19 protein-coding genes and 2 pseudogenes are annotated in these 19782 nt (G+C 70.6%); 8 read left to right on the plus strand and 13 right to left on the minus strand.

From position 1 onward, the window contains the following. Positions 1–369 precede the first annotated feature (369 nt). Positions 370–1428: a PucR family transcriptional regulator gene (locus tag ACNFOC_RS31940; protein WP_416962531.1), complete on the plus strand. Its 1059-nt coding sequence runs from the start codon at positions 370–372 to the stop codon at positions 1426–1428. A gap of 87 nt (positions 1429–1515) precedes the next feature. Here ACNFOC_RS31940 and ACNFOC_RS31945 read toward each other — a convergent pair whose 3' ends face one another. The 4 genes from ACNFOC_RS31945 to ACNFOC_RS31960 all read right to left on the minus strand — a co-directional run bounded on the left by ACNFOC_RS31945 (position 1516) and on the right by ACNFOC_RS31960 (position 3677). Then, positions 1516–1854 carry an SCO5918 family protein gene (locus tag ACNFOC_RS31945; RefSeq protein ID WP_416962532.1) on the minus strand — a complete coding sequence of 113 codons (339 nt, stop codon included), beginning with the start codon at positions 1852–1854 and terminating at the stop codon, positions 1516–1518. A gap of 169 nt (positions 1855–2023) precedes the next feature. Continuing rightward, on the minus strand, positions 2024–2227 hold the full coding sequence (locus ACNFOC_RS31950) for a cold-shock protein (protein WP_019063123.1): 204 nt from the start codon (positions 2225–2227) through the stop codon (positions 2024–2026). 211 nt (positions 2228–2438) lie between these two features. Then, a complete protein-coding gene (locus ACNFOC_RS31955; protein ID WP_416962533.1) occupies positions 2439–2765 on the minus strand; it encodes a MerR family transcriptional regulator in 327 nt (108 codons plus the stop codon). 135 nt (positions 2766–2900) lie between these two features. Further along, entirely contained in the window at positions 2901–3677 is a 777-nt protein-coding gene (locus ACNFOC_RS31960; protein WP_416962534.1) for a hypothetical protein, read from the minus strand. A gap of 288 nt (positions 3678–3965) precedes the next feature. On the opposite strand from ACNFOC_RS31960, the gene ACNFOC_RS31965 reads away from it, so the two are divergent. After that, the gene (locus tag ACNFOC_RS31965; RefSeq protein ID WP_416962535.1) at positions 3966–4409 is read left to right on the plus strand and encodes a DUF5994 family protein; all 444 of its coding nucleotides are present in this window, start codon (positions 3966–3968) and stop codon (positions 4407–4409) included. 27 nt (positions 4410–4436) lie between these two features. Here the strand turns inward: ACNFOC_RS31965 and ACNFOC_RS31970 are convergent, their stop codons facing one another. Both ACNFOC_RS31970 and ACNFOC_RS31975 read right to left on the minus strand, forming a co-directional pair. Then, a complete protein-coding gene (locus ACNFOC_RS31970; protein WP_416962536.1) occupies positions 4437–5225 on the minus strand; it encodes a TIGR03943 family putative permease subunit in 789 nt (262 codons plus the stop codon). Continuing rightward, a complete protein-coding gene (locus ACNFOC_RS31975; RefSeq protein WP_416962537.1) occupies positions 5222–6337 on the minus strand; it encodes a permease in 1116 nt (371 codons plus the stop codon). The genes ACNFOC_RS31970 and ACNFOC_RS31975 overlap by 4 nt, the downstream gene beginning before the upstream one ends. Before the next feature lie 180 nt (positions 6338–6517). Here ACNFOC_RS31975 and ACNFOC_RS31980 point away from each other — a divergent pair, with 180 nt between their 5' ends. Then, the gene (locus ACNFOC_RS31980) at positions 6518–8413 is read left to right on the plus strand and encodes an NAD-binding protein (protein ID WP_416962547.1); all 1896 of its coding nucleotides are present in this window, start codon (positions 6518–6520) and stop codon (positions 8411–8413) included. Positions 8414–8482: 69 nt separating this feature from the next. Here the strand turns inward: ACNFOC_RS31980 and ACNFOC_RS31985 are convergent, their stop codons facing one another. After that, positions 8483–10282: a S9 family peptidase gene (locus tag ACNFOC_RS31985; RefSeq protein WP_416962538.1), complete on the minus strand. Its 1800-nt coding sequence runs from the start codon at positions 10280–10282 to the stop codon at positions 8483–8485. Between the two features lie 159 nt (positions 10283–10441). Here ACNFOC_RS31985 and ACNFOC_RS31990 point away from each other — a divergent pair, with 159 nt between their 5' ends. After that, positions 10442–11242 (plus strand): SURF1 family protein, encoded by an 801-nt coding sequence (locus ACNFOC_RS31990; RefSeq protein ID WP_416962539.1) that lies wholly within the window; start codon positions 10442–10444, stop codon positions 11240–11242. A gap of 112 nt (positions 11243–11354) precedes the next feature. Here the strand turns inward: ACNFOC_RS31990 and ACNFOC_RS31995 are convergent, their stop codons facing one another. The 4 genes from ACNFOC_RS31995 to ACNFOC_RS32010 form a co-directional block, all read right to left on the minus strand. Continuing rightward, positions 11355–12701, minus strand: coding sequence for a hypothetical protein (locus ACNFOC_RS31995; protein ID WP_416962540.1), 1347 nt, complete (start codon positions 12699–12701; stop codon positions 11355–11357). Then, positions 12698–13273 (minus strand): SigE family RNA polymerase sigma factor, encoded by a 576-nt coding sequence (locus ACNFOC_RS32000; RefSeq protein ID WP_416962548.1) that lies wholly within the window; start codon positions 13271–13273, stop codon positions 12698–12700. The genes ACNFOC_RS31995 and ACNFOC_RS32000 overlap by 4 nt, the downstream gene beginning before the upstream one ends. Before the next feature lie 523 nt (positions 13274–13796). Next, positions 13797–14864: an aspartate-semialdehyde dehydrogenase gene (locus ACNFOC_RS32005; RefSeq protein WP_416962541.1), complete on the minus strand. Its 1068-nt coding sequence runs from the start codon at positions 14862–14864 to the stop codon at positions 13797–13799. Next, positions 14864–16135: an aspartate kinase gene (locus tag ACNFOC_RS32010; RefSeq protein ID WP_416962542.1), complete on the minus strand. Its 1272-nt coding sequence runs from the start codon at positions 16133–16135 to the stop codon at positions 14864–14866. Before ACNFOC_RS32010 ends, ACNFOC_RS32005 begins: the two co-directional genes overlap by 1 nt. 196 nt (positions 16136–16331) lie before the next feature. Here ACNFOC_RS32010 and ACNFOC_RS32015 point away from each other — a divergent pair, with 196 nt between their 5' ends. Beyond that, positions 16332–17042: a response regulator transcription factor gene (locus ACNFOC_RS32015; protein ID WP_416962543.1), complete on the plus strand. Its 711-nt coding sequence runs from the start codon at positions 16332–16334 to the stop codon at positions 17040–17042. Beyond that, positions 17039–18328: a HAMP domain-containing sensor histidine kinase gene (locus tag ACNFOC_RS32020; RefSeq protein ID WP_416962544.1), complete on the plus strand. Its 1290-nt coding sequence runs from the start codon at positions 17039–17041 to the stop codon at positions 18326–18328. The genes ACNFOC_RS32015 and ACNFOC_RS32020 overlap by 4 nt, the downstream gene beginning before the upstream one ends. On the opposite strand, the gene ACNFOC_RS32025 is transcribed toward ACNFOC_RS32020, so the two are convergent. Both ACNFOC_RS32025 and ACNFOC_RS32030 read right to left on the minus strand, forming a co-directional pair. Further along, positions 18294–18794, minus strand: coding sequence for an SgcJ/EcaC family oxidoreductase (locus ACNFOC_RS32025; protein ID WP_416962545.1), 501 nt, complete (start codon positions 18792–18794; stop codon positions 18294–18296). The two genes, ACNFOC_RS32020 and ACNFOC_RS32025, sit on opposite strands and share 35 nt — an antisense overlap. Positions 18795–18899: 105 nt before the next feature. Then, positions 18900–19091 carry a hypothetical protein gene (locus tag ACNFOC_RS32030; protein ID WP_416962546.1) on the minus strand — a complete coding sequence of 64 codons (192 nt, stop codon included), beginning with the start codon at positions 19089–19091 and terminating at the stop codon, positions 18900–18902. 159 nt (positions 19092–19250) lie between these two features. Here ACNFOC_RS32030 and ACNFOC_RS32035 point away from each other — a divergent pair. Then, a pseudogene (locus tag ACNFOC_RS32035) lies at positions 19251–19595 on the plus strand (sulfite exporter TauE/SafE family protein); the annotation flags it as partial. A 61-nt stretch (positions 19596–19656) separates the two neighbouring features. After that, positions 19657–19782, plus strand: a pseudogene (locus ACNFOC_RS32040) (DUF3090 domain-containing protein); the annotation flags it as partial.

Here is a 19782-nt window from a genome sequence, read left to right on the forward strand (position 1 = left end):
GTGGGCGTGTCCGTGCGCGTCGGCCGCGCCGAGCGCGACCAGCAGCCAGTAGAGGACGACCACGACGAGTGCCGCACTGAAGACGACGGCGGGAAACCCGATCGCGGCAGCGAGGAACGCCCCCATGATCCCGGCCCCCCGTTCCCTCACTCGCCCCGACAGTCCACGGGGATCCGCGGATCGCGGAACCGGTGCGGGACACCTGCCGGTGTCCGGCACCGGAACCTTCCGCGGTGCTCCCCTGACGCCATGGTGCACGCGGGGTGCGCGCCCGCGCATTGCCGGAACCCGGCAGTGTTCATTAGGGTCTTGATGCCGGTGACGCGCTAAGAAAGCGTCACCAGGGCGTCAAGAAAACAGGGGGCGGAGTTGCCGGAGCGCGAAATACCCGAGCACTATCTGGCGGGGTACGCGCGGCTCCTGGGGGAGGTCGCCGACACCGGACGCCGCCTGACCCGGGCCGAGTTGGAGACCCGCCGCGCCCTGGGCGAGCAGGCCGCGGAGGCCGGTCACGGACTGCGCGCACTGGTCAACGCCCATCTCGCCGCCACCCGCGCCGCCTGGCCACAGACCCCCGGTTCCGCGGACTGCACCCTTGCCGCGGTGCAGCAGGCGGTCGACGCCTTCGCCGAGGGCTACGAACGCGCGCAGCGTCTCGCCGTACGCCAGGAAGAAGCCGCCCGGCGGGAGTTCATCGACGACCTGCTCTACGGCCGCAGCGATCTGGGCCGGCTCGCGGAACGCGCCGAGCGCTTCGGGCTGCGCCTCTCCCACTCACACGCGGTCGCCGTGGTCCAGGGCCCGACGCCGTACGACGAGAGCGCGCCGGTGCCGCGTCAGGTGGAGCGCGCGATGATCAGCCGTTTCGGTGACCGCAGCATCCTGCTCACCACGAAGGCCGGCCGGATGCTGTGCGTCGCGCCCGGCGACCAGGACGACATCCTCGCCCACTTCGCGAAGCAGTCGTACGCCGCCGCGGAGGGCACCCGCACGGCGATCGGCCGGCCGCAGCCGGGCGCGGGCGGAATCGTCCAGTCGTACGAAGAGGCCCTGAACACGCTCGAACTGGCCGAGCGGCTCAACCTGGAGGGCCCCCTCCTGCGCGCCGCCGACCTGCTGGTCTATCCGGTGCTCACGCGTGACCGGCAGGCGATGGCGGATCTGGTGCTCGACGCGCTGGGCCCGCTGACCAGGGCGCGCGGCGGTCCGCGCCCGTTGCTGGACACCCTGTCGACGTACTTCGACTCCGGCTGCGTGGCCGCGGAGACCGCCCGCCGGCTCTCACTGAGCGTGCGGGCGCTGACGTACCGTCTCGAACGCATCCATCAGCTGACCGGCGCGGATCCGGCGGACCCCGGCCAGCGGTACACGCTACAGACGGCGGTCATCGGGGCGCGTCTGCTGGACTGGCCCGACAAGGAGTTGTGAACAGCCGCGACGCAAAGAGCGACCTCGCGCCCGGATGGATCGGCGGCGTGGTCGCTCGGGGTGTGCGGGGACGTGCGGGCGGAGGCGTCAGCCCAGGGTGGTGCCGATGTACGAGGTCGAGTCCGGGCCGGAGTCCGCGGGGTTCTCCGCGGCGGGGGCCGGTTCGGGCGCGGGGGTGGCGGGCGCCGGCGGCTGCTCGTGGCAGGTGAAGCCGAGCCGGGTGAGGGCCCTGGTCACCTCGAAGGCGGTGAAGTCACGGCGATCCTGCTTGGTGATCACCTCGCCGACCTGCTTCACCGGGTACACCTTGCGACTGATGACGGCGCAGGGACCGGTGACGGGCTGCTCCGGGCGGATGCCCTTGAGCATCGCCTCCACCTCGCTCTTCGTCAGATCGAAGGGGTAACGGGCGATCACGCAGCGCATGGTGCCTCACCTAGGGGTGCGAGCGGGCGGAGAGGGGAGGATTTCTCCGCGGGGAAAGCGGAAGAACGGCCGTGGAACGGCGGGTGACCGAAGAACGGCAAGTAAATGAGCAGATACGAAAAGGGACCCGCACCCAAGGTGCGGGCCCCTGTTTCGCAGCTTCGCGTGCTTAGGCGGGAACGATGTTCTCCGCCTGCGGGCCCTTCTGGCCCTGCGTGATGTCGAAGGTCACCTTCTGACCTTCCTGCAGCTCGCGGAAGCCCTGGGTGGCGATGTTCGAGTAGTGGGCGAAGACGTCAGCGCCGCCGCCGTCCTGCTCGATGAAGCCGAAGCCCTTTTCCGCGTTGAACCACTTCACGGTACCGGTGGCCATGTCTTAACTCCTAGGCAGTGCACGAGATCCGCACTTTACGAATCTCCTCCATCGCCGTGATGATCACCTGCCCGGAGAACCGGTTCAAAATTGGCAACCACAACTGCAACTGAAGTCAGCCTAGCACGGAACCCATTTACGGGGCGGTGGAATTGGGCGGGAAAAGCACCGCCCGAAACGGTGAATTTCTGTTTCGGGGACATCAGATTTTCTACCGATGGGATGAGCGGCGCAGCTCCTCGTTGTCCCGCAGGGCCTCGTCCAGCCGGTCCTCCAGGCTGATGATGCGGCACGCGGCCTCGATGGGCGTCCCCTGGTCGACCAGCTCGCGCGCCCGGGAGGCCGTACGGAGCTGACGGCGCGAGTAGCGGCGGTGACCGCCGTCCGACCGCTTCGGGCTGATCAGCCCGGCCTCACCCAGTGACCGGAGGAAACCGGGGGTGGAGGCGATCAGCTCGGCGGCCCGGCCCATGGTGTAGGCGGGGTAGTCGTCGTCGTCGAGCCGGTCGGCCGCGGGCTGCTGGCTTTCTGCGGGCATGGACACCTTTCCTGCGGCCACCGGGAGGGGACGGTCTGCCGCCGGGGGAGCTGGTTCCCCCGTACGGGAACTCTAGTCGCACCCGGGGAATCTCTGTCGCGGCGAGCACAGATGTCCTGACGCCGGTTGACGCGTTCAGGGGCCCAGAACCAGCACCTGGCAGGCGCCCGGAAGCCGTGGATCAAGGCCGTTCCGGCCCGTGACGACGTCCTGCCAGCCCCAGGCCCGGTAGGCCGCCAGGGTCTCGGTGTCGGTGCGGGGCACCAGGGTGACGCCGAGGGCCGGCGCGTGATCGTCGAGCAGCCGGCGTTGCAGGCGCCGGGCGAGGTTCCAGTCACGGTCCTGGTAGTGGGTGCGCACGCGGGGCGGGACGACGATCCCGGAGACGGCGAAGAGTCCGCCGGTGACCGCGAGGCCGTGCAGCAGCCGGGGCAGCCGGGTGTCGTGGCCCTGCCACCAGGGATCGGCGGCACGCACGGGGAAGCCGTAGGCGCAGGCCGTCAGGGTCGTGTTCTCGGCGATCAGCAGGGTGAAACCGGGGCGCCGGACGTCACCGGCCAGCCGCCGCAGGAAGGCGGTGCGGGAACGGTTGCCCGTGCGGGTCCCGCCGCAGGTCTCCTCGTACAGCACGCCCAGGTCCTGGAAGCGGTCCTCGATCTGGCGGCGGCTGAGGGGGCGGAGGCGGTCCCCCTCCCACGGGGACGGTCCGCGCTCGCGGTTGGACGGGCGCCGCTCGCGGTCGGACGTGCCGCGTTCCCCGCCGGACGTACCCCGCTCACGGCCGGACGTGCCTCGCTCATGGCCGGATGCGGACCACGTCCTCTGCCAGCCCGCCGTACCGGCACCGCCATGCCTGTCGAGGGCCGCGGGCGCGTCCGCGGTCACCGGCCGACCGGGCACATTCACGGTCATGGGCTGAGCCCTGCCCCGGGCGCGGAGACAACCGCCCCGGCGTCGTGGTTCGCCGAGAACGGCACCGGTGCGATCCGGTGCACGAGAAATCCTCGGTCCTTTCACGGTACGCCCGTGGGCCGCGGAGGGGGTTGGCGTGCCTCCGGCACGGACCGGCCCGCGCGGGGCGGGAGTACGGTGAGCGGTACCGGGAGTTCTCCGTACCTCGGCTCTGGCGCCGGCGTCGTTCCCAGTGCACCACGGCACCGGACCGCCGCACGACGGACGGCCGGGGACAGGGACCGCGACATGAACGCGCCCACGGACACCCACAGTTCGCCCGCCTCGGACACCATCGCCTCCTCGCCCGACGTGGAGCAGAGCGCCCCGCCCCTCCTCCGGCTGCGCCTCGCCGCCCACACCGCCGTACCGCGCCGCCTCGACGGAGCCTGGTGGCCGCACTCCTACGACGTGCTCACCGAGGTACCCCGACTGCTCGCCGGGCTGCCCCGGACCTGGGGTCACATCGTCAGCGTGATGGTGAACGGGCGGGTCTGGTCGACCGCCCCGGGCCGGATGCTCGTGGCCAACCAGGTCGTACGGCTGCACCGGACCACCGCCGTGCACGCCCCGAACACCGTCGTCCTGCTCGCGCCGGGCCGCGGCCGCTGGGACCTGCTGGTCGTACCGCCGGAGCTGACCGAGGAGGCGGCCGAGCCGATCATGGCCGCCGCGGTCGCCAACCTCCTCTGAGACCAGGGGAGTTACTGGTTCCAGCTGTCACTGGTTCCAGCTCTCGTCGTACGGGTCATTCGGCGTCGGGATCGGCTTCGCCTGCGTGACCTGGAAGTAGGGGATCGGGCGGTTGTTGATGGGGTCCTTGGTCTGCTTGGGGCTGTAGGTGCCGGTGATCTCCAGCCAGGTGTCCGGCTGAAGTACCGGCGGGATCTTGCCGGTCAGCGCGATCTTGACCGGCTGGGCGTCCGCCGCACAGCAGTTGAGGGCCATGCGGACCAGGAACGGGGCACCGGACTTGTCCAGCGCGACGAACCCGGTGACCTTCAACTGCCGGGTACCCAGGGACCGTCCGTGGTCGTAGACCGCGCGGCTCGCGTAGTCGACCAGGCCGAGGGTGAGCGGATTGCTGTCCGGGAGCTTGAGCAGGCCGTACGGCTGCTGGAGTGCCGTGCCCGTGCGGACCGCGCTGTAGGAGCCGAGGGCCGGCGGGGCGACCAGGATCAGGGCGAAGAGCGGGAGGATCAGGAGCCAGGAGATACGGGGTTCGCGGTGGACGTGGCCCGCGTGGGCGTCGTCCTCGGCGACGTCGCCCTCGGGGTGCGCTTCCGTGTGGGCTTCCGCATGCGCTTCCGCGTGGGCCTTCTCCGCCCGCGTCCGGCGCCACTCGTACCAGGCCGTCGCCAGTGCGGTCACGATGAGGACCGCGCCGGAGAGCAGCAGGAGCGGTTGGAGGCCTGCCTTGACGTAGCGCAGGTAGAGGTTGGTGAAGCCCGCGTGCAGGAGGGCCGCGCCGACGAGGAACAGGACCGCCGCCTGTGCCTGGCGGTTCACAGGAGCACCGCCCCGGTGACGACCGCGCCCGCGATGGCGAGGACGAAGGTGGCGGGTGCGAAGCGCAGGGCGAAGCCCCGGCCGAAGGTGCCCGCCTGCATGGCGAACAGTTTCAGGTCGATCATCGGGCCCACCACCAGGAACGCGAGTTTGGCCGTGAGCGAGAACTGGGTGAGGGACGCGGCCACGAACGCGTCGGCCTCCGAGCAGATCGACAGCAGGACGGCGAGGATCGAGAGGGCGAGGATCGCCACCACCGGGTTGTCGGCGGCTGTGCGCAGCCAGCTCGCGGGGGCCACCGCCTTGAGCGTGGCCGCCGACATCGCGCCGAGGACGAGGAATCCGCCGGCCTGCATCACGTCGTGCCGGACCGAGCCCCAGAACGCGGCCCCCTTGGTCTCCCCCTCGTGCGGCTCGTGGGCGGGCAGGCGCAGCCAGTCGGTGCGGCCGATCCGCGTCCACAGCCAGCCCATCACACAGGCCACGAGCAGACTGCCGACGAACCGGGCGAGCACCATCTCGGGGTTGCGCGGGAACGCCACGGCCGTCGCCGTCAGCACGATCGGGTTGATCGCCGGGGCGGACAGCAGGAACGCGATCGCCGCCGCCGGGGTGACGCCCCGCCGCACGAGCGCCCCGGCCACCGGCACCGACGCGCACTCGCAGCCGGGCAGGATCGCGCCCGCCATCCCGGCTATCGGCACGGCCAGCACGGGGTTCTTCGGCAGCGCGCGGGTGAAGAACGTCGCCGGTACGAACACCGCGATCCCGGCCGACAGCAGCACGCCCAGCACCAGGAAGGGCAGGGCCTGCACGACGACGGCCACGAAGACCGTCATCCAGCTCTGCATCACGGGCGCGGACAGGGCCTGCCGGATCGGGCCCTGCGCCAGCACGACCACGAGCAGCACCATGGTCAGCACGAGCGGCGAGTTGAACTGCCAGCCGTCCTTCGACTCCTTGGCGGGCGCGGCCGGTGACTTTTCGGCGGGCGCGCCCGGCGACTCTTTGACCAGCGTGACCGGCGGCGCGGGCACGGGTGGCTGCTGGGGCGTTTCCGCGGTCGGCGGAGTCTCCGTGGTCGGCGCGGCTGGTTCGGTGGTGATGGCCACGGGTGTAGTACCTCCGGCAGGCGCGGGGTTTCGCGAGTTTCGCTCCCTGTCTCTGCATACGGCAGTCGGGGCACGGGTGTTCAGCGGAATACTGGAACCACCCGCCTCCTTGGGGCAGTCTTTCCCCTCGTGGCGAGCAGCGTTCCGAATCAGACCCCGCCGGGCGGTGCCCGTGCGCACATGGTGGTGTGCGGCGACGACGCGCTCGCGCACCGACTCGCCGCCGAACTGCGCAGTGTCTACGGCGAACACATCACCCTCGTCGTCCCGCTCTCCGAGGCCACCGCCCGGCAACCCGTCGTCGGCCGCGCGCGTGCCGCGTCGGTGGCCCTGCTGGACCGGGTCAACGCGGCGGTGGCCAGGGCGAACGGCACCGGCAACGGCGCACCCACCGCCCCCGAACCCCCGCGCGGGGAGCGGGTGTTGGAGGTCGCCGAGCTGACCGAGGCCGTGTTCGCCGAGGCGGGCGTGGAGCGGGCGACCGCGCTGGCCCTCGTCTATGACGACGACGAGACGAACATCCGCGCCGCCCTCACCGCCCGCCGCCTCAACCCCCGTATCCGGCTGGTGCTGCGCCTCTACAACCGGCGGCTCGGCCAGCACATCGAGGAACTCCTCGACCAGGCGGCCGCGTTGGCGACCGGTGAGGGAGGTGGGACCGGCTCCGGGTTCGACGCCTCGACCACCGTCCTCTCCGACGCCGACACGGCCGCACCCGCGCTGGCCGCGACCGCGCTCGCCGGTACCAGCAAGGTCGTCCAGACCGACGGGCTGCTGCTGCGCGCGGTGGAACGGCCGCCGCCGGGACCCGGCGAGGTGGCCGACCCGGGCCTTGCCACGCTCGCCCTGCTGTCGGCGACCAGCAGCGACCCGGCCGGCGCGGACGGCTCCGAGGGCATGGGCGAACAAGGCCCGCGCCTGCTGCCCGACGCGGCGGCCGTCGCCTCGGCCACCGGGCGCGGAACCGTCGTCCTGGAGCAGGTGTCGTACGCCGGGCCGCAGTTGCCGGGCGGGCGCGGGGGCGGTGTCGTGCCCGCGTTCTCCTCGCTCTTCTCGCGGCGGCTGCGGTGGTCGCTGGCGGGCATGGTGGCGTGTGTGATCGCGCTGGCCATCTCGCTGTGGCTGGTCACCAAGATCCATCCGCTTACCGCCTTCTACTTGACGCTGCTCGATCTCTTCGCGATCGACAACCCCGCGATCGGGGAGCCCCTGGGCCGGCAGATCCTTCAACTCCTCTCCGGGCTCGTCGGGTTGCTGATGCTGCCGGTGCTGCTGGCCGCGGTGCTGGAAGCACTCGGCACGTTCCGTACGGCGTCCGCACTGCGCAAGCCGCCTCGCGGACTCGGCGGGCATGTCGTGCTGCTCGGGCTCGGCAAGATCGGCACCCGGGTGCTGACCCGGCTGCGCGAACTCAACATCCCCGTGGTGTGCGTCGAGGCCGACCCCGAGGCACGCGGGCTCGCGGTCGCGCGCCGGCTGCGGGTGCCGGTGATCCTGGGTGACGTCACCCAGGAGGGCGTCCTGGAATCCGCCAAGGTCCACCGCGCCCACGCCCTCCTCGCGGTCACCAGCTCCGACACGACCAACCTCGAAGCGGTGCTGTACGCCCGGTCCGTGCGGCCCGATCTACGGGTCGTGCTCCGGCTGTACGACGACGACTTCGCGACCGCCGTGTACCGCACCCTGCGGGCCGCGCACCCCGGCGCCCTGACCCGGAGCCGGAGCGTGTCCCATCTGGCCGCGCCCGCGTTCGCCGGGGCGATGATGGGGCGGCAGATCCTGGGCGCGATCCCTGTCGAGCGGCGGGTGCTGCTGTTCGCGGCGATGACCGTGGGCGGACATCCCCAGCTGGACGGGAAGACCATCGCCGAGGCGTTCCGGGCCGGTTCCTGGCGGGTCCTGGCGCTGGACACCGCGACCCGGGACGCCTCCGAGGACGTACGGCGGTCGGGGTTGGTGTGGGACCTCCCCGACACATATGTCCTGCGGAGCTCGGACAGGGTTGTGCTGGCCGCTACCCGTCGGGGGCTGGCGGAGTTGCTGGGGCGGCGACCGCGGGACCGTACGGGGACGTAGGGAGCGGGGAGTTCGGACCCCCGCTCCTCACGCGACCCGCGAGAAGACCAACCCTTCGGGAAAACCTGCCTACTTCCCCAAGTACCTTTCCGCGAAGTCCAGTTCCAGCTTCACCTGCTTGATCCGCTCGTCCACCACCAGCGACCCGTGCCCCGCGTCGTACCGGTACACCTCGTGCACGGCGCCCCGCGACTCGAGCCGCTTCACGTAGTTGTCGATCTGGCGGATCGGGCAGCGGGGGTCGTTGACGCCGGCCGAGATGTAGACCGGGGCCGTGACCTTGTCGACGTAGGTCAGCGGGGAGGACGCCTCGAAGCGGGCCGGGACCTCCTCGGGGGTGCCGCCCAGCAGCGTGCGGTCCATGGCCTTCAGGGCTTCCATCTCGTCGTGGTACGCCGTGACGTAGTCGGCGACCGGGACCGCCGCGATGCCCAGGGTCCACGCGTCGGGCTGGGTGCCGATGCCGAGGAGGGTGAGGTAGCCGCCCCAGGAACCGCCGGTGAGGATCAGCCGGGCCGGGTCGGCGAGACCGGAGGTGATCGCCCACTCCCGCACCGCCTCGATGTCCTCCAGCTCGATCAGGCCGACCCGGTGCTTCAGGGCGTCGGTCCACGCGCGGCCGTAGCCGGTGGAACCTCGGTAGTTGACCCGTACGACCGCGTACCCGTGGTCGACCCAGGCCGCCGGGCCCGCCGCGAAGGAGTCGCTGTCGTGCCAGGTCGGGCCGCCGTGGATGTCGAAGACCGTGGGGAGGGGGCCCGTGGCTCCCGCCGGTTTCTGGACCAGGGCGTGGATGCGGCCGCCGGGTCCCTCCACCCACACGTCCTCCACCGGGACCGAGCCGGGCGACTTCAGGCCGGGCGGGTCCAGGACGACCTCGCCCGTCGTGGAGCGCACGGCGGACGGCTCGGCGGACGACGACCAGAGGTACTCCACGCTGCCGTCGGGGCGGGCCGTCGCGCCCGAGACGGAACCGGGCGGGGTCGGCACCTTCTCCAGCCCGCCCGACGCGAGGTCGTAGCGGAACACCTCGCTGCGGGCCTCGAAGCTGTGCGCGATGAGGAGGGCCGAGCCGTCCGGGTACCACTCGGCGCTCACGTCGCCGGGCAGGTCCAGGGACAGGTCCGTCTCGCCGCCCTTCACTACGTCCCACACCAACGGCTCCCAACGGCCGCGCCGCTGATGGCCGATGAGGAGACGCGTGTCGCCGTCGACGGGTGCGAAGCCGAGGACCTCCAGGCCCAGTTCCTCGGTGCCGCCCTTGGTGTCGTCCAGGTCGGCGACCGCCGTGCCGTCCGGGCGCAGGACGCGCAGCGCCGAGTGCATCGCGTCGCCGTGCTCCGTGTGCTCGATGGCGATCAGCGAGCCGTCGTGCGAGAGGTCGCCGACGCCCGCCGACTCGCGGTGCCGGTAGATCAGCGTGGTCTCGTCACCGGTGCGGGCGAGGTGGATCGTCGTACCGTCCTCGTCCGTGGAGCGGCCGACCACGGCGGTCCTGCCGTCCCGTGCGAGGGCGAGCCCGGCCGGGTAGGACGGTTCGAGGCCGGGGACCGCGGGTTCGTCCGGTCCTCCCTTGAAGGACTGGCGGCGCCAGACGCCGAACTCGTCGCCGTCCTTGTCGTCGAACCACCAGATCCACTCCCCGTCCGGGGAGAGCACACCGTCCGTCGTGCCGTTCGGCCGGTCCGTGACCTGGCGTTGCTCGCCCGTCGCCCGGTCCCAGGCGTACAGCTCATACGTCCCTGTCGCGTTCGACACGAACAGGGAACGGTCGGGTGCGTCCTCCGCCCAGTCGGGCAGGGACACTCGGGGCGCCCGGAAGCGCTTCTCCCAGTCCGGTGTGTTCTCGGACCCGTTGCTCTCAGTCATGGCCCCATACTGCCCGCCCACACAGACATTGCACTGGCCGGATCCTCAGCCTGTGGATAACTTCGACCAAGTCCCGGCCGGAGCATTGCCGACGCCGGGTGAACCTCCGGGCCGACCCCCGGGCCAAGGGCCCCGCGACAGCCCCGTACCGTGGAAGGCGTGTACCGGTTTCTGCTGACATCGCGCTGGTGGGGCATCAACGTCTTCGTACTGCTCGCCATCCCCTTCTGCATCTTCATGGGGTCGTGGCAGCTGAGCCGGTTCCAGGCGCGCGTGGACAGCAGCCACCAGGCCACCAAGCAGGTCGAGACGGACCGCACGGAAGCCGCGCGCCCCCTCGCCTCACTGCTGCCGGTCGACCAGAGCACCTCGGGTCGCCAGACCACCGCGACCGGCCGCTACGGCAAGCAACTCCTCGTCCCCGACCGCCAGTTGGACGGGAAGAACGGCTTCTACGTCCTGACCCTGCTGCGCACCGCCGACGGCAAGGCCCTCCCCGTCGTCCGCGGCTGGATCCCCGGCGAGCCCGATGCCACCAAGGCACCGGCCGCGCCGACCGGCGAGGTCACCGTCACCGGCTCCCTCCAGGCGTCCGAGACCCCCGGCGACAACGGAGTCAGCGCCCAGGGCGGCCTGCCGTCCGGTCAGACCGCCGCGATCAGCGCGGCCTCGCTGGTGAACCTGGTCCCGTACCCCGTGTACGACGCGTGGATCACGCTCGACAAGGGCGACTCGGGGATGAAGTCCGTACCGGCGACCGCACCCGCGAACACCGGCCTCGACCTGAAGGCGTTCCAGAACCTCGGCTACACCGGCGAGTGGTTCGTCTTCGCGGGCTTCGTCGTCTTCATGTGGTTCCGGCTGCTGCGCCGCGAGGTGGAGTTCGCGCGCGACGCGGAACTGGGTCTGGTCCCGGAGGACGAGAACGAGAACGAGGAAGCGGCCCACGCGACCGTCTGACGCCGCGACCGCGACCGTCTGACGTCGGCATCGACGCCGCCGTCGCCGTCGCCGGGTCCCCCGACCCGGCTGACTCGCAGACCTACAGGACCGACAAGACCGACAGTCCGGTCTACGACCCCGCCAGCAGACCCGTCCGGTAGACCGTGCCCGCGCACGCGTTCGGCACCGTGGCCGTGGCCGTCGGGGAGCCCGTCGCCGTCGTGTAGGAGACCTGGACGCTGCCGTCGAGCGTGCCGTCCTCCAGCAGTTGGGTGGACGTACCCGTGTCGCCGGCCGTGGACCCGCTGGTGGAGCTGGCCTCCTCGGTGGGCGACGGGGTGGTCGTCGGGCCGCCGGTGCTGCTGCCTCCGGTGCTGCTGCCGCTGGTGGGGCAGGTCTCGGAGGGCACCCAGGCGAACTTGACCAGGTAGGAGGAGCCCGGCAGCAGCACCGGCTGGGAGACCTCCGTCGACGGGTCGGGCAGGCCGCTCGCCGAGTCCCCGGCGCTGTGCTGCGCCACACCGATCTTGGTGGAGTCGGCGGCACCCACCGCGTAGGTGCCCATGGTCCCGGGGCCGCCGACGGTGCAGCTCGTGGTGGACGTGTTGGTGACGGTGAACGTGCCGTAGACGACGCCGGCCGAGTCGGCGGCGTCCACCGTCGAGTTGGACGCGCCGAACTGCTCGGCCGTGCAGACGGGCGCGGACGTGCCGGTGCTGGCCGTGGGGTTCGCGCTCACGGTGCCGTGGCCGGGGGCCTTGCCCGTGCCGTCGTTCTTGTGGCCGCCCGGGTTCTGCGAGGCCTGCCCCGAGGTGCCGCCCGAGGTGCTGGAGCCGCCGTCCGGGCCCTTGCCCTGGCTGGTGCCGCCCTGTGCCTGTGAGCTGTTGCCCATGATGGACGGGTCGGCGTCCGAGCCGGTGGAGTTCGAGACGTGCACGAGGGCCGGGATGGCGGTGCCGAAGAAGAGCACGGTGGCGGCCATGCCGACGAGGGCCTGGCGCTTGCGGGCCCGGCGGGCCGGTACGGCCTTGCGCAGGTGGTCCAGCGTGCCGTCGCGCGGCTCGACCTCCTGGACCGCTTGGTGGAGCAGCCGCCGCAGGGCCAGCTCGTCGGGGCCGAAGCCTTCGGAGGCGTGCAGGTCGGGCCCGTGTTCATCAGGGCCCTGTCGTCCGGGTTCTGCTCCTGCCCCTAGTCCTACGGGTACTACGGGGTTGCGGCCCTCGATGTCCTCGGAGTTCCCGTAGCTCTCAGGGTTCTCAGGGTTCTCGGGGTTCCCGTCGAGGCTCGGCCCGTCGGGGCTCTCTTCGTCGGGGCGGTGGTTCACAGTTCCGTTCCCAGCATGTGATTCGTTCGGCTGTTCCGTACGCGCCCAGGTCGGGCCGCGCCGGACGTCCGGCTCGCGCCGTTCACGCGAACCGTTTCCGTCGGCCGTGCCGTTTCCCTCGGCCGTGCCGTTTCCGTCGGCCTTGTCGCTCATGCCGTGGCCTCCATGGCGATCCGGAGGGCGGCGATACCGCGCGAGCCGTACGCCTTCACCGAGCCCAGCGATATGCCGAGCGACTCGGCGACCTGCGCCTCGGTCATGTCCGCGAAGTAGCGCAGCACCAGGACCTCGCGCTGGCGGCGCTGGAGTCCCTTCATGGCCTTGATGAGGGAGTCGCGCTCCAGCAGGTCGTAGGCACCCTCCTCCGCGCTGGCCATGTCCGGCATCGGCTTCGAGAGGAGCTTGAGGCCGAGGATGCGGCGGCGCAAGGCCGAGCGGGAGAGGTTGACGACGGTCTGGCGCAAATACGCCAGGGTCTTCTCGGGGTCACGGACACGTTTGCGCGCCGAGTGGACCCGGATGAACGCCTCCTGGACGACGTCCTCGCAGGAGGCGGTGTCGTCGAGGAGGAGTGCGGCCAGGCCGAGCAGCGAGCGGTAGTGCGCCCGGTAGGTCTCGGTGAGATGGTCGACCGTCGTTCCGGCCGCGACGGCGTCGTCGACACCGTCGCGCTGGTTCGGGATGCGGGTGGGCCGCGCTGCGGGCATCGGCGCGATCACCGGCATGCCGCCGGGCGCACGGGATCCACGCGGAGGCCGTAGGGCCGTGCCGCGTGCCGCAGTGAAGTCGAGTACCTGAGCCACGCCAGTTGGACACGCTTCCCCCCTTGGGGGTTGTACGCGTCGGCCGTCACATTTACGTCAGACGAAACAGACAGTCCACCCACCTGTCTGCCGCCACCGCCCACCTGCCCGGCGTCATCACCCACCCGTCTGGTGTCAGGCAGCACAACCGGCAGTGCGTCGAACACCCTCATGCCTACCCGCTCTTCCCCTGTGTCACGAACGTCCAGGGCGTCCCCACGCCCCTTACCGCATCACCGCGCGCCCACCTGAAGGGCGTTCGCAAAGACGCTCCCCGCTCGCCGCGCGGTTGCGGGAAGCGGGGAGTGAAATCTTCGGATGCGGAGGTGGCTGGATTCAAGTGGTCCCAACCATTAATCCGGCCACATCGCGCACACTGATCCTACAAACCCGTGCGCCACTGGCCAGCGGATTTACGGCCGGGCAGGGCAGGTTGGGGCCACGGTCAGGCCAGTTCGCGTGCCACCAGCTCGGCGATCTGCGCGGTATTGAGGGCCGCTCCCTTGCGCAAATTGTCTCCGCAGACGAAGAGTTCGAGCGCGGTCGGGTCGTCCAGCGCCCGTCGCAGACGCCCCACCCAGGTCGGGTCGGTGCCCACCACGTCGGCGGGTGTCGGGAACTCTCCGGCGGCCGGATTGTCGAAGAGGACGACCCCTGGGGCCGTAGCGAGAATCTCGCGCGCCCCGTCGACGGTGACCTCGCCCTGGAACCGGGCGTGGACGGTGAGGGAGTGCGTGGTGACCACCGGGACGCGCACGCACGTCACCGCGACCGGCAGCGCGGGCAGCCCGAGGATCTTGCGGGACTCGTCCCGCACCTTCATCTCCTCCGAGGACCAGCCGTCCTCCCGCAGAGACCCGGCCCACGGTACGACGTTCAGCGCGACCGGCTCCGGGAACGGCCCGGTGTTGTCCCCGACGGCCCGCCGTACGTCACCGGGCTTGGTGCCCAGGTCCGTACCGGCCACGAGGGACAGCTGCTGGCGCAGGGTCTCCACCCCGGCCCGGCCCGCCCCGCTCACCGCCTGGTACGACGACACCACCAGCTCGCGCAGCCCGAACTCGGCGTGCAGCGCGCCCACGGCGACGATCATCGACAGGGTCGTGCAGTTCGGGTTGGCGATGATCCCGCGCGGGCGGTGCCGCACCTTGTGCGGGTTGACCTCGGGGACCACCAGGGGCACCTCCGGGTCCATCCGGAAGGCGCCCGAGTTGTCGACGACGACCACGCCCTTGGCGGCGGCGATCGGCGCCCACTGGGCGGAGACCTCGTCGGGGACGTCGAACAGGGCGACGTCGACCCCGTCGAAGGCCTCCTCCGTCAGGGCCACCACCTCGACCTGCTCCCCGCGCACGGCCAGCTTGCGGCCGGCCGAGCGCGGAGAGGCGATCAGGCGGATCTCGCCCCAGATGTCCGCATGCTGGGACAGGATCTGGAGCATGACCGTGCCGACGGCTCCGGTCGCTCCCACGACGGCGAGCGTCGGACGCACGGTCGCTCCGGTAGCGGCCATCAGCGGCCGGTGCCTCCGTAGACGACGGCTTCGTCGCTGTCGGAGTCGAGGCCGAACGCCGTGTGCACGGCGCGGACGGCCTCGTTCACGTCGTCGGCGCGGGTGACCACCGAGATACGGATCTCGGAGGTCGAGATCAGCTCGATGTTGACGCCCGCGTCGGACAGGGCGGTGAAGAAGTCGGCGGTGACGCCCGGGTTCGTCTTCATCCCGGCGCCCACCAGCGAGATCTTGCCGATCTGGTCGTCGTAGCGCAGCGACTCGAAGCCGATGCCGTGCTTGTTCTTCTCCAGCGCGTCGATGGCCTTGCGGCCCTCCGCCTTGGGGAGGGTGAAGGAGATGTCGGTGAGGCCCGTCGAGGCCGCCGACACGTTCTGCACGATCATGTCGATGTTGACCTGGGCGTCGGAGATCGTCCGGAAGATCACCGCGGCCTCGCCCGGCTTGTCGGGCACGCCGACGACCGTGATCTTGGCCTCGGAGGTGTCGTGCGCGACACCCGAGATGATGGCCTGCTCCACCTGCTGGTCCCCAATCGGCTCACTGCTGACCCAGGTGCCCTGAAGTCCGCTGAAGCTGGACCGCACATGGATCGGGATGTTGTATCGGCGGGCGTACTCCACACAGCGGTGGAGCAGCACCTTGGAGCCGGAGGCGGCGAGCTCCAGCATGTCCTCGAAGACGATCCAGTCGATCTTCTTCGCCTTCGGCACCACGCGCGGGTCGGCGGTGAACACACCGTCGACGTCCGTGTAGATCTCGCACACCTCGGCGTCGAGCGCGGCGGCGAGGGCGACGGCGGTGGTGTCGCTGCCGCCCCGCCCGAGCGTGGTGATGTCCTTCTTGTCCTGGCTCACACCCTGGAACCCGGCGACGATGGCGATGTTGCCCTCGTCCAACGCCGTACGGATCCGACCGGGCGTGACGTCGATGATCCGCGCTTTGTTGTGGACCGAGTCGGTGATGACGCCTGCCTGGCTGCCGGTGAACGACTGGGCTTCATGCCCCAGGTTTTTGATCGCCATGGCCAGCAGCGCCATGGAGATCCGCTCTCCGGCGGTCAGCAGCATGTCGAACTCACGCCCGGCGGGCATCGGAGATACCTGCTCGGCGAGATCGATCAGCTCGTCCGTCGTGTCGCCCATCGCGGAAACGACGACGACCACTTGGTGGCCGTTCTTCTTCGCTTCGACGATTCGCTTGGCGACGCGCTTGATGCCCTCGGCATCGGCTACGGAGGAGCCTCCGTACTTCTGCACGACAAGGCCCACGTGCGCTCCTCGCTCAGTCCTGGTGTGTCGGCTCAGTTTAACGAGCACCCGAAATTCGCTTCCGTGGTATCGCATCGTGAGATTCGGAAGCTTCGGACGCCCAGGTCAGCGCATGCCCACTTAAGTGGTGCGGGAAAAGTGCCGAGCGTCACAGGTCACGCCTGTGAATTAAGTTTCAAGCATTAAGGTGCGCCGTGTGCGCGTACTTCTGGTGGAAGACGATGAGCCGGTCGCCGAGTCCCTGCGACGCGGACTGATCCGCTACGGCTTCGAGGTCGACTGGGTCACCACGGGCGGCGCGGCTCTGGCCCACTCCGCCCCCTACGACGTCGTCCTCCTCGACCTCGGCCTGCCCGACACCGACGGCCTCGACGTGTGCAAGGCGCTGCGCGCCCGCGGCGACGTGCCGATCATCGTGATCAGCGCGCGCAGCGACGAGACGGACCGGGTGGTCGGCCTGGAGCTGGGCGCCGACGACTACGTCTCGAAACCGTTCGGGGTCCGCGAGGTCATCGCGCGCATAAGGGCGGTGATGCGCCGCGCACAGCCGAGGGCGGTCGCGGAGGCCGCCGGCCCCGACGCCTACGGCACCCGCCTCACCATCGACCGCAAGGCCGGGCGGGTACGCCTGGACGGCGAGGAGATCCCGCTCGCCCCCAAGGAGTACGACCTGCTGTCGTTCCTCACCGAGGAGCCCGGCGCGCTGATGTCGCGCGAACAGATCATGGAAGCGGTCTGGGACGCGAACTGGTTCGGCCCGACGAAGACGCTCGACGTCCATGTGGCCGCGCTGCGGCGGAAGTTGGCGGGCGCGATCACGATCGAGGCGGTACGGGGCGTCGGTTTCCGCCTGGAGATCAAGGACGCGACCGTCGAGGGAACGGCCGAGGGAACGTCTCCCTCATGATCCGGCAGCTCATCGTCAGCTACGTCCTGCTCGTGGCCGTGGCGCTGACGGCCTTCACCGTGCCCGTCGCCTTCACGCTGACCGCCCAACTCCGCGGTGACACCGAGCAGTCGGTGGAGCGCGAGGCGAAGACGATGGCCCTCCTGCTGAGCGGCGACGCCGCCTCGCGCGCCGCGCTTGACCGCATGGTGGTGGCGTACGCGCAGGAGACCCCCGGTACGGCCGAGGTCCTGCCCGCCTCCCGGGCGAAGACCGCGACGCACTGGGGCGACGGGGAGTTGGAGGTGACGGCACCGGCGCAGCGTGACGGCCGGACGGTGGGCGCCGTACGCATCTCGTATCCGACCTCCGACCTGACCCGGCGCCTGGTGCAGATCTGGGGTTTCCGCGCGATCCTCGCCCTCGCCGTGCTGGCGGTGGCGGCCGGCCTGGGCGCACTCGTCGCCCGCCGCCTGACCCGCCCCCTCCGCCAACTCAACGACATGGCGAGCAAGTTCAGCGACGGCGACCTGACGGCGCGTACGCCGGTGACGGGCCCGCACGAGACCCAGACGCTGGCCAGGACGTTGAACCAGGCGGGCGAACGCCTCGACACCCTCATCGCCTCGCAGAGCATCTTCGTGGCCGACGCCTCCCACCAACTCCGCACCCCGCTCACGGCGTTGCGGCTCTCGCTGGACAACATCGCGGACGGCGTGGACGACGAGTTCGTACGGGAGGACGTGGAACAGGCGACGGCGGAGGTGGTCCGGATGAGCCGCCTGGTCAACGGCCTGCTGGTGCTGGCGCGGGCGGAGGCGAAGGTGACGGCGGCGGAACCTCTCCCGCTTCGGGAGATCGTCGCCGAACGCCTCTCGGTGTGGAGACCGGCCGCCGACGAGCGCGGAGTACACATCGCGCTCGGGGGGAGTGTCGCCGACGGCCGACCGCTCGTGCTGGCCAGTCCCGGTCACCTCGAACAGGTCCTGGACAACGTGCTGTCGAACGCCCTGGAGGTGTCACCGGACGGCGCGACGATCACCGTACGGTCCGAACTCCGGGGCGACGAGGTCGAGTTGACGGTGTCCGACGAGGGCCCCGGCATGTCCGACCCGGACAAGTCCCGCGCCTTCGACCGCTTCTGGCGCGGTCAGGGCCTCACCGGGCGCTCCGGTTCGGGCCTGGGCCTGTCCGTCGTACGCCAGTTGGTGACGGACGACGGCGGAACGGTGGCTCTCAGGGACGCACCCGGAGGAGGACTGCTGGTCGCCATCACCCTTCGGGCATCACCGAGGAGTGGTGGTTGACGATGAGCCACTTGCCGCCGCGCTTCTCGTACTCGTAGGTGTAACGGGCCTCGACGACACGCTTCTTGCCGGTCTTCGGGTCGGTGAGCGTGATGTCGTAGGCGCCCGCGTCGATGGCCGAGTCGCTGTCGAGGACGTTGATGTACGTCTCGACCTTCTTCGCGACCGGCTTGTTCGGCAGGAAGTGCTCGAAGTAGTCGACGATCTCGGCGCGGTCGGTACGGATCTCGTTGGAGACGGTCGGCAGCAGCACGGCGTCCGGCGCGTACCGGTTCGCGACCTTCTTCGGGTCACCGGTCTTCAGTGCGGCGTTCCAGCCGTCGAAGAGGGCGGCTATCTGCTTCTTGGTGGGCTTGGCCTCGTGCTGGGGCCCGGCGGTCGCGGCGACGGTGCCGAGGGTGCCGAGGGCCAGGACGGTGGTGGCGGTGACGACGGCTGCACGCTTGCTGATGGACCGGCGGGTCATCTCAACTCCAGTTGTACTGGTGCCTTTTGGGATGACTCCAGACTCGCTTTCCGCCGGTTAGCGCCCGTGCAGCGGACGTACAGGGGTGAGGAAGGGCTGCCCCAATTAACGCGCTGTGGCCGCCTGACCACGGTCCCGGACGAGACTGACACCGGCGCCCAGCGACACGACGCCCATACCCACGGCGGTCATCACACCCTGCGATCCGTCGACCACGAAGGGTGCGACCGCGGCGACGGCCAGGTTGAACAGGAAGAGGAACCAGAGGACGGGCTTGGAGGAGAGGAGGTTCTTCATGGCGGGCATCCTTGGGATCTCGGGCCGGTGGCTCGTTCACCGGCTGACGAGTTCAACGATCCCGTTTCCGCAGGTCCGCGACGAGGGAGTGCGGTCCCGAACCGGGGGTGTAGCGGGCTACACCCTCCCCCTGAATGATGTTGGTCCATGACAACGACGATGACGACCGACATACTCCTGGGCGGAATCGTCCTGCTGGGCTCTTCCGTCCAGTGGCTCACCGGCATGGGCTTCGCCCTGGTCGCCGTACCGGCCCTCGTCCTCCTCCTCGGCCCGTCCCAGGGAGTCGTCCTCGCCAACTGCGCCGCCGGCGCGATCAGCGTCGTAGGGCTGGCGGGGGGCTGGCGCCAGGTGCGGGCGCGCGCGATGGTCCCGCTGTGCGCGGCGGCGGTCTGCACGGTACCGGCGGGCGCGTGGATGACCCGCCAACTCCCCCCACCGGTCCTCCTGTTGGTCATGGGCGGCCTGGTGACGGCAGCCGTCCTGCTGGTGATGCGCGGGGCGGAATGGACGCGAACGACGGAGGCTCGAACGCCCCCGAGGAGGGCGAGCGGACACCTGCCTCATGGCGCTCGCCTGGGACGGTGAGGAGCAGCGCATGATCGTCGAGGCGCAGGCCCTCGTCGAACTCGACGCCGACACCGACGAGGACCTCGCCGAGGCCGAGGAGCGCCTCCTCCAGGACGAGGAG

The sequence above is a fragment of the Streptomyces colwelliae genome, from assembly GCF_048158785.1.
In the GTDB taxonomy this organism is placed as follows: domain Bacteria; phylum Actinomycetota; class Actinomycetes; order Streptomycetales; family Streptomycetaceae; genus Streptomyces.